At 62.0% G+C, this 14,792-nt stretch carries 13 protein-coding genes; 6 read left to right on the top strand and 7 right to left on the bottom strand.

Going from position 1 to position 14,792, the window contains the following annotated elements; all coding sequences use genetic code 11:
• Both ACE3PR_RS18640 and ACE3PR_RS18635 read left to right on the top strand, forming a co-directional pair.
• Positions 1–747 (top strand): DNA translocase FtsK (locus ACE3PR_RS18640; protein WP_374375111.1); only part of this gene is annotated, 747 nt, incomplete at its 5' end.
• Positions 748–764: 17 nt separating this feature from the next.
• Complete coding sequence (locus ACE3PR_RS18635) at positions 765–1,406, top strand: outer membrane lipoprotein carrier protein LolA (RefSeq protein ID WP_374375108.1); 642 nt, start codon at positions 765–767, stop codon at positions 1,404–1,406.
• Between the two features lie 6 nt (positions 1,407–1,412).
• Here ACE3PR_RS18635 and ACE3PR_RS18630 read toward each other — a convergent pair whose 3' ends face one another.
• Genes ACE3PR_RS18630 through zwf form a run of 5 tightly spaced genes read right to left on the bottom strand, consistent with a single transcriptional unit; the run spans position 1,413 to position 6,912 of the window.
• Entirely contained in the window at positions 1,413–1,889 is a 477-nt protein-coding gene (locus tag ACE3PR_RS18630; protein WP_374375105.1) for a PAS domain-containing protein, read from the bottom strand.
• 32 nt (positions 1,890–1,921) lie between these two features.
• On the bottom strand, positions 1,922–2,881 hold the full coding sequence (glk, locus tag ACE3PR_RS18625) for a glucokinase (protein WP_374375102.1): 960 nt from the start codon (positions 2,879–2,881) through the stop codon (positions 1,922–1,924).
• Positions 2,881–4,698, bottom strand: a complete 1,818-nt coding sequence (gene edd / locus ACE3PR_RS18620) for a phosphogluconate dehydratase (protein WP_374375100.1) — start codon at positions 4,696–4,698, stop codon at positions 2,881–2,883. The genes glk and edd overlap by 1 nt, the downstream gene beginning before the upstream one ends.
• Positions 4,699–4,719: 21 nt before the next feature.
• Positions 4,720–5,418, bottom strand: coding sequence for a 6-phosphogluconolactonase (gene pgl, locus ACE3PR_RS18615; RefSeq protein ID WP_374375098.1), 699 nt, complete (start codon positions 5,416–5,418; stop codon positions 4,720–4,722).
• Positions 5,419–6,912 carry a glucose-6-phosphate dehydrogenase gene (zwf, locus tag ACE3PR_RS18610; RefSeq protein WP_374375094.1) on the bottom strand — a complete coding sequence of 498 codons (1,494 nt, stop codon included), beginning with the start codon at positions 6,910–6,912 and terminating at the stop codon, positions 5,419–5,421.
• Positions 6,913–7,157: 245 nt separating this feature from the next.
• On the opposite strand from zwf, the gene ACE3PR_RS18605 reads away from it, so the two are divergent.
• A complete protein-coding gene (locus tag ACE3PR_RS18605; protein WP_374375092.1) occupies positions 7,158–7,664 on the top strand; it encodes a Dps family protein in 507 nt (168 codons plus the stop codon).
• Between the two features lie 71 nt (positions 7,665–7,735).
• On the opposite strand, the gene ACE3PR_RS18600 is transcribed toward ACE3PR_RS18605, so the two are convergent.
• Entirely contained in the window at positions 7,736–8,305 is a 570-nt protein-coding gene (locus ACE3PR_RS18600; RefSeq protein ID WP_374375089.1) for a YkgB family protein, read from the bottom strand.
• A 185-nt stretch (positions 8,306–8,490) separates the two neighbouring features.
• On the opposite strand from ACE3PR_RS18600, the gene ACE3PR_RS18595 reads away from it, so the two are divergent.
• Positions 8,491–9,117: a TetR/AcrR family transcriptional regulator gene (locus ACE3PR_RS18595; protein ID WP_374375087.1), complete on the top strand. Its 627-nt coding sequence runs from the start codon at positions 8,491–8,493 to the stop codon at positions 9,115–9,117.
• Between the two features lie 87 nt (positions 9,118–9,204).
• On the opposite strand, the gene ACE3PR_RS18590 is transcribed toward ACE3PR_RS18595, so the two are convergent.
• Positions 9,205–10,074: a LysR family transcriptional regulator gene (locus ACE3PR_RS18590; protein ID WP_374375084.1), complete on the bottom strand. Its 870-nt coding sequence runs from the start codon at positions 10,072–10,074 to the stop codon at positions 9,205–9,207.
• A 352-nt stretch (positions 10,075–10,426) separates the two neighbouring features.
• Between ACE3PR_RS18590 and ACE3PR_RS18585 the strand changes: the two genes are divergently transcribed.
• A complete protein-coding gene (locus ACE3PR_RS18585; RefSeq protein ID WP_374375081.1) occupies positions 10,427–13,771 on the top strand; it encodes an Ig-like domain-containing protein in 3,345 nt (1,114 codons plus the stop codon).
• Positions 13,772–14,152: 381 nt separating this feature from the next.
• A complete protein-coding gene (locus ACE3PR_RS18580) occupies positions 14,153–14,788 on the top strand; it encodes a hypothetical protein (RefSeq protein WP_374375079.1) in 636 nt (211 codons plus the stop codon).
• Positions 14,789–14,792: the final 4 nt, after the last annotated feature.

Below are 14,792 nucleotides of genomic sequence, written 5' to 3'. Positions count from 1 at the left end.
GAGACGCTGACCCGGCGCGTGCAGACCGGCTTCGATCTCGAAACCGGCCAGCCGGTCTATGAGGAAGAGCCGTTCGATCTCACGGCGCTTCCTTTCATCGTCGTCGTGGTCGACGAAATGGCCGATTTGATGCTGGTGGCAGGCAAGGAAATCGAGGCGGCCATTCAGCGCCTGGCGCAGATGGCGCGCGCCGCCGGCATCCACATCATCATGGCAACCCAGCGGCCCTCGGTCGACGTCATCACCGGCACGATCAAGGCCAACTTCCCTACCCGTATCAGCTTCCACGTCACCACCAAGATCGACAGCCGAACAATTCTTGGTGAGATGGGGGCCGAACAGCTGTTGGGGCAGGGTGACATGCTCTATATGGCCAATGGCGGGCGTATCACCCGTGTTCACGGCCCGTTCGTTTCCGACCGCGAGGTGGAATCGATCGTGCGCTTCCTGAAGGAACAGGGTGAGCCGTCCTATATCGAGGAAGTGACCCAGGATGACGAGGAGGCCGGCGGGCTTGATGGTGTGGACGGTGAACCCGGCGGTGGCTCGGGCGACGAACTCTATGACCGCGCCATTGCCATCGTCACGCGCGAGCGCAAGGCCTCGGTCAGCTTTGTTCAGCGCCATCTGCAGATCGGCTACAACCGCGCCGCCCGCATCATCGAGCGGATGGAAAAAGAAGGTGTCGTCAGCACCGCCAATCACGTCGGCAAGCGCGAAGTTCTGGCGCGCGGCCTCGACGACTAGCAAAGGATTCACGCATCTTGACTGATTTCAACCCGACGCGGCGGCATCTGCTCGCTCTGGCAGGCGGCTTCGCCCCCGCGCCTCTGTTCGGCAGCTTTGCCCTTGCCGATGCGGTCCCGGCCAATCTTACGCCGCAGGACCAAGCCGATATCCGGCGCATCCAGGATTATCTCAATGGCATCACCACGATGCAGGCGAAGTTCCAGCAATATTCAGCGAAGGGCGGCATCGCCTTCGGCAATCTCTATCTGAAGCGCCCAGGCTTCATCCGCATTGAATATGAACCGCCCTCACCGATGCTGATCGTCTCCGACAGCGTCTCGCTGCATTACTACGATCCCGAGCTGGACCAGATCAACCGCGTGCCGGTCTCTTCCTCGCCGATCTGGTTTCTGCTGAAGGAAAACGTGCATCTGGGCGGCGATGTTACCGTTACCGATTTCCAGCGCGCGCCCAATTCCTTTGCCATCACCATCCGTCAGACCGACGATGCCGAGGAAGGCAAGGTCATGCTGGAATTGGGTGACAAGCCCCTGGAACTGCGCCAGTGGACCGTGGTGGACAACAAGGAACAGGAAGTGCGCGTCGGCCTTTTCAATGCGCAATTCGGCATGGAGATCGATCAGCAGCTCTTCCGCGTGCCGCGCAAGAAGAATTAAGAGGGATCAGCGGTTCCGCCGGTAATCGATATAGGCCATCAGCATATTGACCTCGCGGCCATCGGCGGAGAGCGGCATCACCAGCGAACCCACTTCGCTGAGACGGGGATTGGGCGAGAGCACAGGCTCTTCGTCGAAGACCGGCCGGCGCAGCTCGATCGCCATCATATAGGTCTGATAGCCCTCTTCGGCCGTTACGGCGAAGACATGCTCACGGACATCCCCGCCGGTCGGGTCACTGCCGCGGGCTTCCACTTCATCGGTGCCGACCAGGCGGTAGGTGAGGCGCGTGGGATCATGAGCGACGTCGACCAGGATGATTCCCGGCAACAGGTCGCGAATTTCGCTGGGATCGATATCGGCTCGCGACGGCATCGATCGGTCGCCGCGCTTGGTATTCCAGTATTCATATGCCCGCCGCACATTCTCCCCGCAATGATCGAGGAATGAATCATCTGCGATGCGGCGATATGATCGAGACATGAAATGGAACCTGGCTCGGCAAGCGTGATGAACTAAGCCTCATCCTGCATCAAAGTGACCGCCGCGCCAAGCAGAGCCAGCGTGTTGTCGAGAATGACGAAGATCGGCATCGCCTGGAGCAGGGAAGACAAACGGCCCTTGTCGAGAAAGCGCTCTTCGAAACGGCTATCGAGGAGAATAGGAAGCAATCGCGGTACAATGCCGCCGCCGATATAGACGCCACCACTGGAGCCGAGAATGAGGGCGAGATCGCCGGCGGCGGAACCGAGGATGGCGCAGAAACGCCGCAAGGCATCTCGGGCGACGCGCTCACCCTGTTCCAAACCGCGCGCGGTGATCTCGGCCGGGCTCGGCCGCTCGGCAGGCTTGCCCGCCTGCACACAGAGAAACTCATAGATGTTGACCAGGCCGTCACCCGAAAGCAGCCGCTCGCAGGAGACGCGGCCGTAACGTTGCTGCAGATAGCGCAACAGCTCCATTTCCAATTCGTCCTGCGGTGCAAAGCCGACATGGCCGCCTTCGCCAGCCAATGCCACCCAGCCGCCGTGACGATCGCATACGAGGCCGGAAACACCGAAGCCGGTGCCTGGCCCCAGCACCGCACAGGCGCCCCTGGGTTCGATCGTCCCGCGGCGCAGGGTATGGAGGCCTTCCGGTTTGGCTTGGGGCACGCCCAGGGACAGCGCCTCGAAATCATTCACCGTCTTGAAGCGGCGCCAGCCGAATTCGGCGGCGAGCACCTTTCTTGAAAAGCGCCAGGTCGAGTTGGTGAACTCGATCTGGTCGTCGCGCGCCGGGCAGGCCACCGCGAAACAGGCCTCGACCGGCTGCGCTTCCACCCAGTCAAGATAGGTCGAGATCGCTGTGGCGATATCGGGATAATCCTTGGCCGAGAGCGTCTTCATCCGCTCGACCCTGGCCTCTCCCTTCGGACAGAGCGCAAAGCGTGCATTGGTGCCGCCGATATCGGCGACCAAAACCATCTCGCTCATCAAATGCCGCCCCACCCGAAACTGGCGGCACCCTGGTCTGCGGAGCCGACGGCGGCGCGGAAGCCGGCAAAGAGCTCACGGCCGCAGCCCTGGGCATGTTCCGAGATGTCAGGTATTTCAGCTTTCCGCGCTGCGAACTCCGCCGCCGGAATCTTGACCGTCAGCTGGTCCGTCTCCGTATCGAGGCGCAGGATGTCGCCATCGCGGATGCGGGCGATCGGCCCGCCGGCAACGGCTTCCGGCGAAAGATGAATGGCTGCCGGCACCTTGCCCGAGGCGCCCGACATGCGGCCATCGGTCACCAAGGCCACCTTGTAGCCGAGATCGAGCAGCACACCCAAAGACGGCGTCAATTGGTGAAGTTCCGGCATGCCGTTGGCCCGCGGGCCCTGGCCCTTCACCACGACGATGACATCGCGGTGCAGCTTGCCCGCCTTGAACGCATCCTTCACCTCCTGCTGGCTGGTGAAAACCATGGCCGGCGCCTCGATCACCCGATGCGTCGGCTTCACCGCCGAAACCTTGATGATTGATTGGCCGAGATTGCCTGTGAGCACGCGGATACCACCCTCCGGCGCGAACGGATCCTTCACTGGGCGCAGCACGTCGCGGTCGAGCGAATCCGCCGGCGCATCGCGCCATTTCAATTGATCACCATCGAGATAGGGCTCTTGCGCATAAGCCGAGAGATCGTCGCCCACCAACGTCTTCACGTCGCGATGCACAAGGCCGGCATCGATCAATTCCCGCACCAGAAAGCCGAAGCCACCCGCCGCCTGGAAGTGATTCACATCCGCCTGGCCGTTGGGATAGATGCGGCAGAGCAGGGGGGTGACCGCCGAGATCTCGGCGAAATCCGCCCAGGTAATCTTGACGCCCGCCGCGGCCGCCACGGCGATGAGATGGATCGTGTGATTGGTCGAGCCGCCGGTCGCCACCAGACCGACGATCGCATTGACGATCGCCTTCTCGTCGACGATCTCGCCGATCGGCCGGCAATCATTCCCCAGGGCAGTTGCCGAGGCGACGCGTTTGGCCGCCGCAGCGGTGAGGGCAGCGCGCAGCGGCGTGCCGGGATTGACGAAAGCGGCGCCCGGCATGTGCAGACCCATCAATTCCATCAGCATCTGGTTGCTGTTGGCGGTACCATAGAAGGTGCAGGTGCCGGGCGCGTGATAGGAGGCCGATTCCGCTTCCAGCAATTCCTTCCGGCCCACCTTGCCTTCGGCGTAGAGCTGGCGGATGCGCGATTTTTCCGCGTTCGGCAATCCGGAGGGCATCGGTCCCGCCGGCACGAAGACGGTCGGCAGATGGCCGAAGCTCAAGGCGCCGATGAGGAGGCCCGGGACGATCTTGTCGCAGACGCCCAGCATCAGCGCGGCATCGAACATGTCATGCGAGAGCGAGATGGCGGTCGCCATGGCAATGACGTCGCGGCTGAACAGCGACAATTCCATGCCGGTCTGGCCTTGCGTCACGCCATCGCACATGGCGGGGACGCCGCCGGCGAATTGCGCGGTCGCATGGCCTTCCACGGCTTGCTTGATGATCTCGGGATAGTCCTTGAACGGCTGATGTGCCGAAAGCATGTCGTTATAGGAGGAGACAATGCCGAGATTGGGCAGCACTGTGTCGGTCAGTGCCGCTTTGTCGTCCGCCGAGCAGGCGGCAAACCCATGGGCGAGATTGCCGCAGGAAAGATGTCCGCGTTTCACGCCCTTGCTGCGCGCCGCTTCGATACGGGCGAGATAGGCTTTCCGGGAATCCTGGCTGCGGGCGCGGATGCGCTCCGTGACGGCTTGGATCGTGGGATGCATGATGGTCCTCACGCTTTCAACTTAGGGACAGGACATGATGTCGACCGGCACGCGGCTCTGGCGCAGCAGCGCCGCCACGGGCAGGCGATCATCGTTGATATTGGCCTTGGCTTGCGCCAACACAACGCGTTTCTGCTCACCCAGCACTGCCAGGATGAGGTGTTTCGCATCGGTGAGTGCCCGCAAGGTGAGGCCGATCCGAGGATGCCCTTTCGCTGGCTCCCGCAGAGTCATGAGATTGCTGGCATTGTCGAGCGCCAGGCCGGACGTTGTCTCTCCGCGGCCCGGAAAGAGCGAGGCGAAATGCCCGTCTTCACCCATGCCGAGAAAGACCGCATCGAAGGGCCGCTTGATGGCCTTGAGGGCGCGCGTGACATCTGGCACGGCGTCATCGGGTGTGGGCAGCGGCCGGTAGAGCGCAAACACCCGTGCAGCATCCGCGTTCCCGGTCAGCAGATGTTGGCGGATAAGGCCTTCATTGCTGTCGGCATGATCTGGCGCCACCCAACGTTCGTCGCAGGGGATGACATTGACGTTTTCCCAGGCGAGATCGCTTGCGGCGAGATGCTTGAACACGGCGACCGGTGTCGTGCCACCCGGCACCACGAGGCTCGCCGACCCATCCCGTGCGATCGCCTGGTGCAGGATAGCGACGAGACGCCCGGCAAGTGCCGCGGCGAGGGCGTCGCGGTCTGTAAAAGACTCTTCTCGCACCGGCACCTAGATATCGTCCTCGTGCCAGGTGCGGCCGTCGCGCTCAATGAGCGAGATCGCCGCATTGGGTCCCCAGGACCCGGCTGCGTAGGGTTTTGCCGCCAAAGCGGTATCCGCCCAGCCCTGCAGGATCCCATCGGTCCAGCGCCACGCCGCCTCGAGCTCGTCCAGGCGCATGAACAGAGCCGGCCGGCCGCGAATGACGTCGAGCAGCAAGCGTTCATAAGCATCGGGCGAGCGGCCGCCGAAGGTCTCGGCGAAGGAAAGATCGAGCGCTGTCTGGTGCAGCTTCAGTTCGCCCGGCCCGCGGCCCTTGTTGAGCATGATCAGGCGGATGCCCTCATCGGGCTGCAGGCGCATCACCAATTTGTTGGGATGGATGGTTCCGGCCGAGGCGGGATAGGGCGAATGCGGTGGCGTTTTGAACTGGACCACGATCTCGGAGGAACGCGCCGGCAGGCGCTTGCCCGTGCGCACATAGAAGGGCACGCCGGCCCAGCGCCAATTGTCGATGCCGATCTTGATGGCGACGAAGGTTTCCGTGTTGCTCTGCGGCTCGGCATCGGATTCTTCCAGATAGCCGGGCACGGCCTTGCCGTCGATGGCACCGGCGCGGTACTGGCCGCGCACCGTCGCCTGCGCCACATCGGCCGCATAGATCGGCTGCAGGGCGCGCAAGACCTTCAGCTTCTCGTCACGGATCATGTCGGCATCCAGAGTCGAGGGCGGCTCCATGGCGGTGAGGCAGACCAACTGCAGCAGATGGTTCTGGATCATGTCGCGGAGCGCGCCGGACTCATTGTAATATTTCCAGCGCCCGCCCACACCGACGGTCTCGGCCACGGAAATCTGCACATGGTCGATATGAGTGCGGTTCCACAGCGGCTCGAACAGCGCATTGGCGAAGCGCAGCACCATCAGGTTCTGCACCGTCTCCTTGCCGAGATAATGATCGATCCGATAGGTCTGCGGTTCGGCGAAGGCCTTGGCGACGGCCGCGTTGATCTCATGGGCCGAGGCCAGATCCTTGCCCAGCGGCTTCTCCAGCACCAGGCGGGACGGTTGCGTCACCAGATCGAGCGCCTTGAGGTTGGCGGCGATGGGACCGAAGAGATCTGGCGCCGTCGCCAGATAGAAGGCGCGGACCACATCTTCGCGGCCTTTGAGCAACTGGGCGAGGCCGTCATAGCTTTTGGCATCCGTGGCATCGAGGCCAAGATAGGTCAGGCGCTGGGCGAACCGGCCCCAGGACACCTCGTCGAACTGAACGTCGCTGCCATTGGTCGAATAGGTCATGCAATCGTCATGCATCATCTTGACGAAAGCGTCGTTGGCCATTGCCCCGCGCGATACCGCGATGATGCGCCCGTCATCGGGCAGACGCCGTTCGCGGTCGAGATGATAGAGGGCGGGGATCAGCTTGCGGCGGGCAAGGTCGCCCCGACCGCCGAACACGATCATATCGAACGGATGTGAAATAAGAGTGGTCTTGGGTTGCATGTCTGTCCCTGTTGGGTCCGAGCGGACCGGGATGGAATCGTGCGGGGTCGCGATAATCGCGTCATTTTTGCATGGTTGCGCTGTCATATGCCAGCCCCGGAAAAGGGTTTTCACCCCGGAAAGTGCGACAATCGAGGCCGGAACCGGCCAGGATTTGCGGGGTTCCTTTCAAGACATCGCGGCCAGGCCGCGCGGGTTGGCTGATCGCCGTACCCATGCCCATCACCCGCTGAAAGGAGATTCCCATGACCGCAGAAGTCTTGCAGGCAAAAACCTCGGTCGAAAACGTCAAAACCGGCATCCAGAACGCTGACCGCCAGGCCGTTGCCAAAGCGCTCGCCAAATCATTGGCCGATTCCTACGCCCTTTATGTGAAGACCCAAGGTTTCCACTGGAATGTGGTGGGGCCGCTTTTCTATGGCCTCCACAAACTGACCGAAGCGCAATACGAGGAAATGGCCGCCGCGATTGACGAGATTGCCGAACGCATCCGGGCGCTCGGTCATCCCTCGCCGGCTGGCTTTGCCGCCTTCGCCAAGCTCACCAGCATCAAGGATTCCGACGGCACGCAATCGGGCGAGAAGATGATCCGCGAACTCATCGCCGATCACGAAACCATCGCCCGTAGCCTGCGCGAACTCGCCGAACTTGCCGACGGTGCCGGCGACGCCGCCACCGCGGATCTCGCCACACGCCGCCTGGATGCGCACGAGAAAGCCGTCTGGATGCTGCGTGCGCTGATCGCGGAATAGAACGACCCTTATCGCGCAAGAGAACGGCCGGCTGTTGCCGGCCGTTCTGTTACTATTCAAAGGGTGTGACATTAGACGATGTAAGCCGAATACATCGACCGCGACGCCCGCTTCCGGGCCATCGCGGAAAGCGAGTGGCCGAGAATGAATACGGAACCGGCCAGCAGCCCGATATCCTTCAGCAAGAACTGCCCGGGTGCCACGGAAATCGCCGGGAAACCAAGGCCTGATTCGATGACGCCGGGGGTCGAGATCATGAAACTCAGCGTCGTCGCGAAGAGGCCGGCCGACAGAAACCCGCCGATCGCTGAAAGAGTTGGCGTAAGAATGCGCCCGGCGATCAGGAGGCCGATGCTCAGTTCCACAAATCCGAGGAACGTCGAAAAGCCGCGCACCGAGAAAATTTCATACATCCACGAAAGGAACGGGCTGTTCTCCACAAGCGGCACCAGGCCTTGTGCTTCGTAGGCCGTGAATTTCATGCCGCCGAACCAGAAATAGATCACGGCCAGCGAAGCGAAAATGCCATAGGCGCCAAGTCTCGTAATGTCGGTGCCGAGCCGTTCAGCGGATGCCAGATGCCGGTCGAATGACAGGGCATTGCGGGCGTCAAAAGAAGACAGAATTTTGGTTCCAGACATGACACATCTCCTTGTTCAATAATGGGTTACAATTTGGAACTAAACGGTTCCAAATTAGGCGCCATACCGGTCGCCACAGTTGACATTGTAATTAGGAACCGATTAGTCAATAACTGCTTGGAAAATTTTTCCACATATTGACCGATTGGTTCCCAATAAGCATATTCTGGCCTGGAGGTACCAAAATGGCGCGACCGCGGGAATTCGATATTGACGAGGCGCTTGAGGGCGCCATGAACGTGTTCTGGGCGAAGGGCTATGAGGGCACTTCGCTGCCGGACCTGCTCGATGCCATGAAGATTGCCCGGGGCAGCCTCTACAAGGCCTTCCAGGACAAGCGCAGCATCTATCTCGCAGCCCTCGACCGCTATAATCGCATGGAAATTCAGCATACGGTGGACGCATTGCGTGACCCGACCGCCGGCGATGGCGCCGCGCGCATCCGCCATTTCCTGGAGGACGCGCGCGCGGCCGTCGTTCGGCGTCATGACCGCAGGGGATGTTTTTTGTGCAATGCCGCCGTGGATCAGGCGCCTGCAGATACGGAAATCCAGGTAAAGGTTCTGGCCATGATCAAGCGCATGGAGCGCGCCGTCGGCGTCGCTCTCCACGCCAGCGCACTGGCGGCCGACTGGCCGGCGACTCGCAAGGCCCGGATGGCTCTCGCCCTGACCAACGCCTATCTGGGTCTGCGCGTTCTCGCGAGATCGGGGGCGCCGGCCAAGGACCTTGCGGCGGTCATCCAAACGACATTGCTGAATTGCGGTCTGACGACGGATGCTGCCGATGATGGTGGGGACAACAGGGATTGAAACTGTGCGCCCCCATCGTTAGCGGCGCAATGCGCCGAGAAACCAGCATCGATCCGGACCCCGGACAAGGCCGCGATCGATCGCTGCTCACCGCACATGAGCCAGCGAAGACACGCTCGTCAGAAAGTCGCGCACGATCGGCATGCGGCACCGCTCGAGGAAACAGACTGCATATTCGTCGACCGTCCGGTCGCTGTCCGTGAGCGGCAGGAAGCAGAGCCGCGAATCGTGGCCAACCTCACGATCCGCGATGATGCCAATGCCGAGGCCCGCCGCAACGACCTCGCAGACCGCTTCTCGCGACGAAACCTCGATCATGCTCCCGGGGGCCACATGATGGTCCGCCAGGGTCGATTCGAAAGTTTCCCGGGTGACGGATCCCTTTTCACGGAGGACGATCGTGCGGCCGGCAAGCTCCGCGGTGGATATCTCGCCCCGCGCGCTCCACTCATGGTCGGCCGGGACGAATATTCCGATTCGCATCGACAATATCGGCCGGACGTGCAGCTGCGGATCGGGCGGCCGCCGCGCCGTGATGCCGACATCGGCGCGATGGTTCACCAATTGCTCGATCACATGGCCCGAATTGCCGATGGACAGCGTGAAGGTCAGGTCAGGCCGGCTGGACTTTAGACTGGCGAGAATCTGGACGGAATGGAATGCCGCATCGGCGGCCACGCGAAGATGGCCACCCCCTTGACGACGCCCGCGGAGGATGGCGCGCGCCTCCGCCTCGGCCGCGAACAGACGCTTGGTCACATCGAACAGAACATGGCCGTCCGGCGTCAGGTCGACGCCGAGTGGCTTGCGTTCGAACAGACTCAATCCGGAGCTTGCCTCCAGTTGTCGAACCTGGGCGGAGAGTGATGACTGGCTGACAGCCATCTCGCGGGCCGCCCGCGAAAACCCGCCCGCCACCGCCACGAAGTGGAAGGCCCGAAGCTGAATCATCGACATGTTTCAGGTTTCCCGCTGCCAGGTTCCGACCATCCCAGGTTCCAACTATGCCAACCATGTCTGGCGCGGAGCGCCCTCGTGGCCCTCATGTCCGAAATGTAATTGGACTATGTCTCCATTCGGTTGCGGCAGCGTGACGGTTTCAAGCGCGCTACACCTGCCGGCGCCAGATGAGTAGGGGGCTGAGAGACCGGCCATCGCTACGTGCGATACCCGGCATCGCAAGTTTCAATGGCCAACGTAATCTGTGCGTCGACGACCTGTCATCGTCGCTTCCTAGCATCCGGGTCGACCGCATCGCGGGCCGAAGAGTTCGGTCTCCGGCGGCGAGTTTCAGACAGGAGAGGAAGTCATGGTACAAAAGGCAATCTTCATCGGGATCGATGGTATGCAACTGGAGCAATTGATGCTCCTGGGCCTACAAGGCGAAGCGGAGGAAATCCTCGGCCTCGACATCGTCGAAGGGTATGCGGGCGGCAATCGGGGAACGGCGTCGGAGCAGAGCACCTCCAGCGGCCCCGGCTGGTCGACCCTGCTGAGCGGCGTGTGGGACGATCAGCACGGTGTTTCGAGCAACAACAACCAGCCGATCGCCAGCGATGTGACCAGCATTTTTGAGTATATCAATAATGCCTCCCCCAATGCGACGATGGCCTCGATCGTCCACTGGTCGCCGATCAACACGGGTCACTTCGCCCGGGAAATGGGCCTGCTGGGCGATCCCGCAATCGTCGACCATGTGTCGAGCGGACTTTCGGACGAAGCCGTCACCGACACCGTCGTGAATCTGATCAACACCGAGGCGCCGGACTTCACCTTCGTGCATCTCGACGAAGTGGATGGTGCTGGCCATGCCGGCGGCTTCGGCGACACCTACGACAACGCGCTGATCAGCGCTTCCAACCAGGTGGGTGAGATCCTGGCCGCCGTCGCCGCGCGTGAGGCCGCATATCCGGATGAGGATTGGCTGGTGATCGTTTCCACCGATCATGGCCGCGATCCGCTGACCGGCAGCACGCATGGCGGCCAGACCGATTCGGAACGGCGGATCTTCATCGCCTCGAACAAGAATCTGGCGTCTTTCGAGGCCCCGGTCCCGCAGACCTCCATCGTCGCGACCATCCTCGACCACCTCGACATCCCGTTCGCGCTGTCGCCGGATGGGCTGCAGAGCGGCTCCCTCCTGGAGGGCGCTGCCGATCCGATTCCTCCGCAGCTCGAGGCGATTCTGGCGCCGGTCGACGACGCTGCGGGCGTCGCCATCGATTCCAACCTGTCGCTGCGGTTCAGCGAGGATGTCCAGAAAGGTGCGGGTAACATCGTCATCAGGCTAGCGTCGGACGACAGCGTCGTGGCGACGATCGACGTGACCTCGGGCAATGTCACAATATCCGGCGACATCGCGACCATCGACCTGCCGGATGATCTCGCATCGGAGACGAACTACTACGTCGAGATCGAGCCGGGCGCCTTCACCGACGGCGTCAATGCCTTCGCCGGCATTTCGGACAAGACGACCTGGAACTTCACCACCGATGCCGACGTGGCGGCACCGGAAATCGTCGCCCTGCAGCCGGTCGATGGCAGTGTCGATGTGACCCCCGACAGCAATCTGGTGATCGAGTTCAACGAGAATGTGCTGGCCGGCACCGGCAACATCCTGATCAAGCGGGTCGACGATGGCAGCATCGTCCAGACCATCGATGTGACGTCGAGCCAGGTCACCATCGACGGCAAGACCGTGACCATAGATCCGGCAACCGATCTCGAGCCGGGCGTTGAGTACTACGTCGCGATCGAACCGGGCGCCCTGCGCGATACCGCCCAGCGCACCACGCTCTTCTCTGAGGACTTCGAAGGTCTCGCCCTGCAACCCTTCGTCGGCGAGAGCGGCGGCGACGGCACCGACTTCACCGCGACCCCGCCCGAGGGTTGGACCCACGAGAACACGACACCCGCCGGCGGCCCCATTGAGTATTATGGCTGGACCTTCTTCGACAAGAACTCCTGGATCAACTCGGCCGGCAATCAGGGCCGGGCGGGCTTTACCAATGCCAGCGGCACGGTAATGGTGGCCGATCCCGACGAATATGACGACGGGGCGACCAATATCGATCCCAATCTGTTCAACGCCTACATGAAGACGCCAGCGATCGACCTCACCGGCATCGTGGCCGGTACGGCTACAGTCACCTTCGACTCAAGCTGGCGGCGCGAGGACAACCAGAAGGCGGTCTTGATGGTCTCCTACGACGGCGGCGAGCCGATCGAGCTGCTGCGCTGGACCTCGGATCCCACGGATCCGGACTTCAAGGCCGACGCAACCAACGAGACGCTCACAATCGCTCTCAACAATCCCGTGGGTGCGACCAACGCGGTGATCAGCTTCGGCGTGATCGACGGTGGTAACGACTGGTGGTGGGCCATTGACAATATCGCCGTCCAGGGTACGAGCAACAACGGTGCCGGCACCGGCAATCCCTTTGCCGGCATCGACGACCCGACCGCCTGGAACTTCACGGTCGAGGACAACGGGACGGGTGACCTGGTTCTCGTCGGCACGCCGGAAGACGATGTGCTGGAAGGTGCTGCGGGCAATGACCTGATCCAGGGCCTGGGCGCCGACGATATGCTCATCGGTGGCGAGGGGGCCGACATCATCGAAGGCGGCGAGGGCGACGACATTCTCGAAGGCGGCGAGGACGACGATACGCTGAAAGGCGGTCTCGGCGACGATTTGCTGATGGGCAATGCCGGAATCGACGCTCTTGCCGGTGACGAAGGCGACGACGTTCTCGACGGCGGAGAAGGGACCGACACCCTTGACGGCGGCGCCGGCAAGGACGAGCTCGCAGGCGGCGCGGGCGACGACATGTTCCTCTATCACCAGGGTGGCTTCGGCGCGGACACGATCGCCGACTTCCAGGCTGGCGACAAACTCGGCTTCGACCGTTCGCTGTTCGGCGACGCCGAAGACGTGCTGGACCACGCCGAGCAGGTGGGCGACGACGTCGTCATCACCCTGGACGGCGCGAACAGCATCACCCTGGTCGGCGTGACCCTCGGCGATCTCGGCGAGGAATCGTTCGCCTTCGTCGGCGAGGCACCCGACCAGCATCAGGTCGGCGGCTCAGGGGCGGACACGCTCACCGGCGGGGCCGGCGATGACCTGCTGGAAGGTGGGTACGGCAACGATACCCTGACCGGAAAGGCGGGGAATGATGGTCTCGACGGCGGTTACGGCAATGACAGCCTCGCCGGCGGCTCGGGCGACGACAACCTCAACGGCGGCTACGGCAGCGACACGCTCGATGGGGGCAGCGGCGACGATGGTCTCGACGGCGGCTATGGCAATGACAGCCTGGTCGCGGGTGCCGGCGACGATGTGCTCGACGGCGGCTACGGCGCCGACGTCATCGATGGCGGTGCCGGCGACGACTTGATGACCGGTGGTCGCGGTGCCGACACCTTCGTGTTCGCGGCCGGCTTCGGCAAGGACACGATCAACGACTTCGGCGATTACGGTGCCGATGTGATCGCGTTCGCCGACGGGCTCTTCGCCGGCTTCGCCGATGTGATGGCGCACGCCACCCAGATCGGCGACGATGTCGCCATCACGCTCGACGGCGACAATTCGCTCACCCTGATCGGCACCAAGCTGGCGGCCTTGCACCAGGACAACTTCAGCTTCGTCTGATTGTGGTCTGGTCCCGCCAGAGGGGGATGATCGACGGCACGGGAGCGTCCGAAAGGGCGCTCCCGTTTCGCTGACGGGCTATTGATCGGTATCCGCTCCCGGTCGGATGGCGACGGCTCTCGCCGCACAGCAAGGCCCAGCGTATGGTCGATCGTTTAAATGGTGGGTGCGACAGGGATTGAACCTGTGACCCCTACCGTATGACCGTCAATCAGAGCTTTTGATGGCTTAAAATGCCTTTATTTTTCAGTTGGATGGGGTGGTACGGAGACTGGAATGACCTAGTTGAACAGATTTCCGCACCAAAAGCCCCATCAAGGACGACCGTGACGTTCTCTCCCTGTATTCTTCGCCCTCCGCCACGGCGAAGGACTATGCGTCATGGAATTGCCGACAGATAGCTTTCTGGATGGATATGTGCGGATAACCCCCGAAGCGTTCGCCGCTCGATGCTGCATCCGGGCGCAAGACGCTCTACAGCTAGCCATAAGGGATGTGTCTGCTTGGGCATTTGTCATTTCTGATCTCCATACGGCGCTGAACAGTGCGATGGTCGCCGCATTGCGCGGCTCCGCTGAGATAGGCGCGTATGCTGATCGAGAGTTCAATGAGTGGGCAGAGTGGCTGGAGGATGGAAGTCGGAAAGGCAAGCCAGCACCAAAATCAGAAAGGGTTGCTGAGTTCCGAAAGCTGTTGGAGCGAGCAACTTCACCAGAATGGTCGATTATGCTCGGAGGCGACCCCATTGTATTGAGCAGTGCTGAACGAAAGGACATCGAGAAGCTACACTTGTTTCGAAGCGACCTGTTGCATGTGAAGCCTAAGACATGGTCGCTAGAGGCCGCTGGTCTGCCCCGCATCTGTGGCGCCGCAGCCAGTGCACTAAAACAGCTCTTTGAGCTTCCCAGCGTCTACCTTCACTTGGAAGGTGGTTTGTATAAGGAAGCCAAACAAGCGATAGATGGTATACTCGATGCCGCCGCTCAGTTCCCTAGCTCACCTCCCTGGGAGGAGTAAAAGG

This window comes from Dongia sp., from assembly GCF_041909655.1.
GTDB lineage: Bacteria > Pseudomonadota > Alphaproteobacteria > Dongiales > Dongiaceae > Dongia.
Note: the sequence above shows the minus strand (reverse complement) of the source record. Positions and strands in the feature narration are given on the sequence as shown.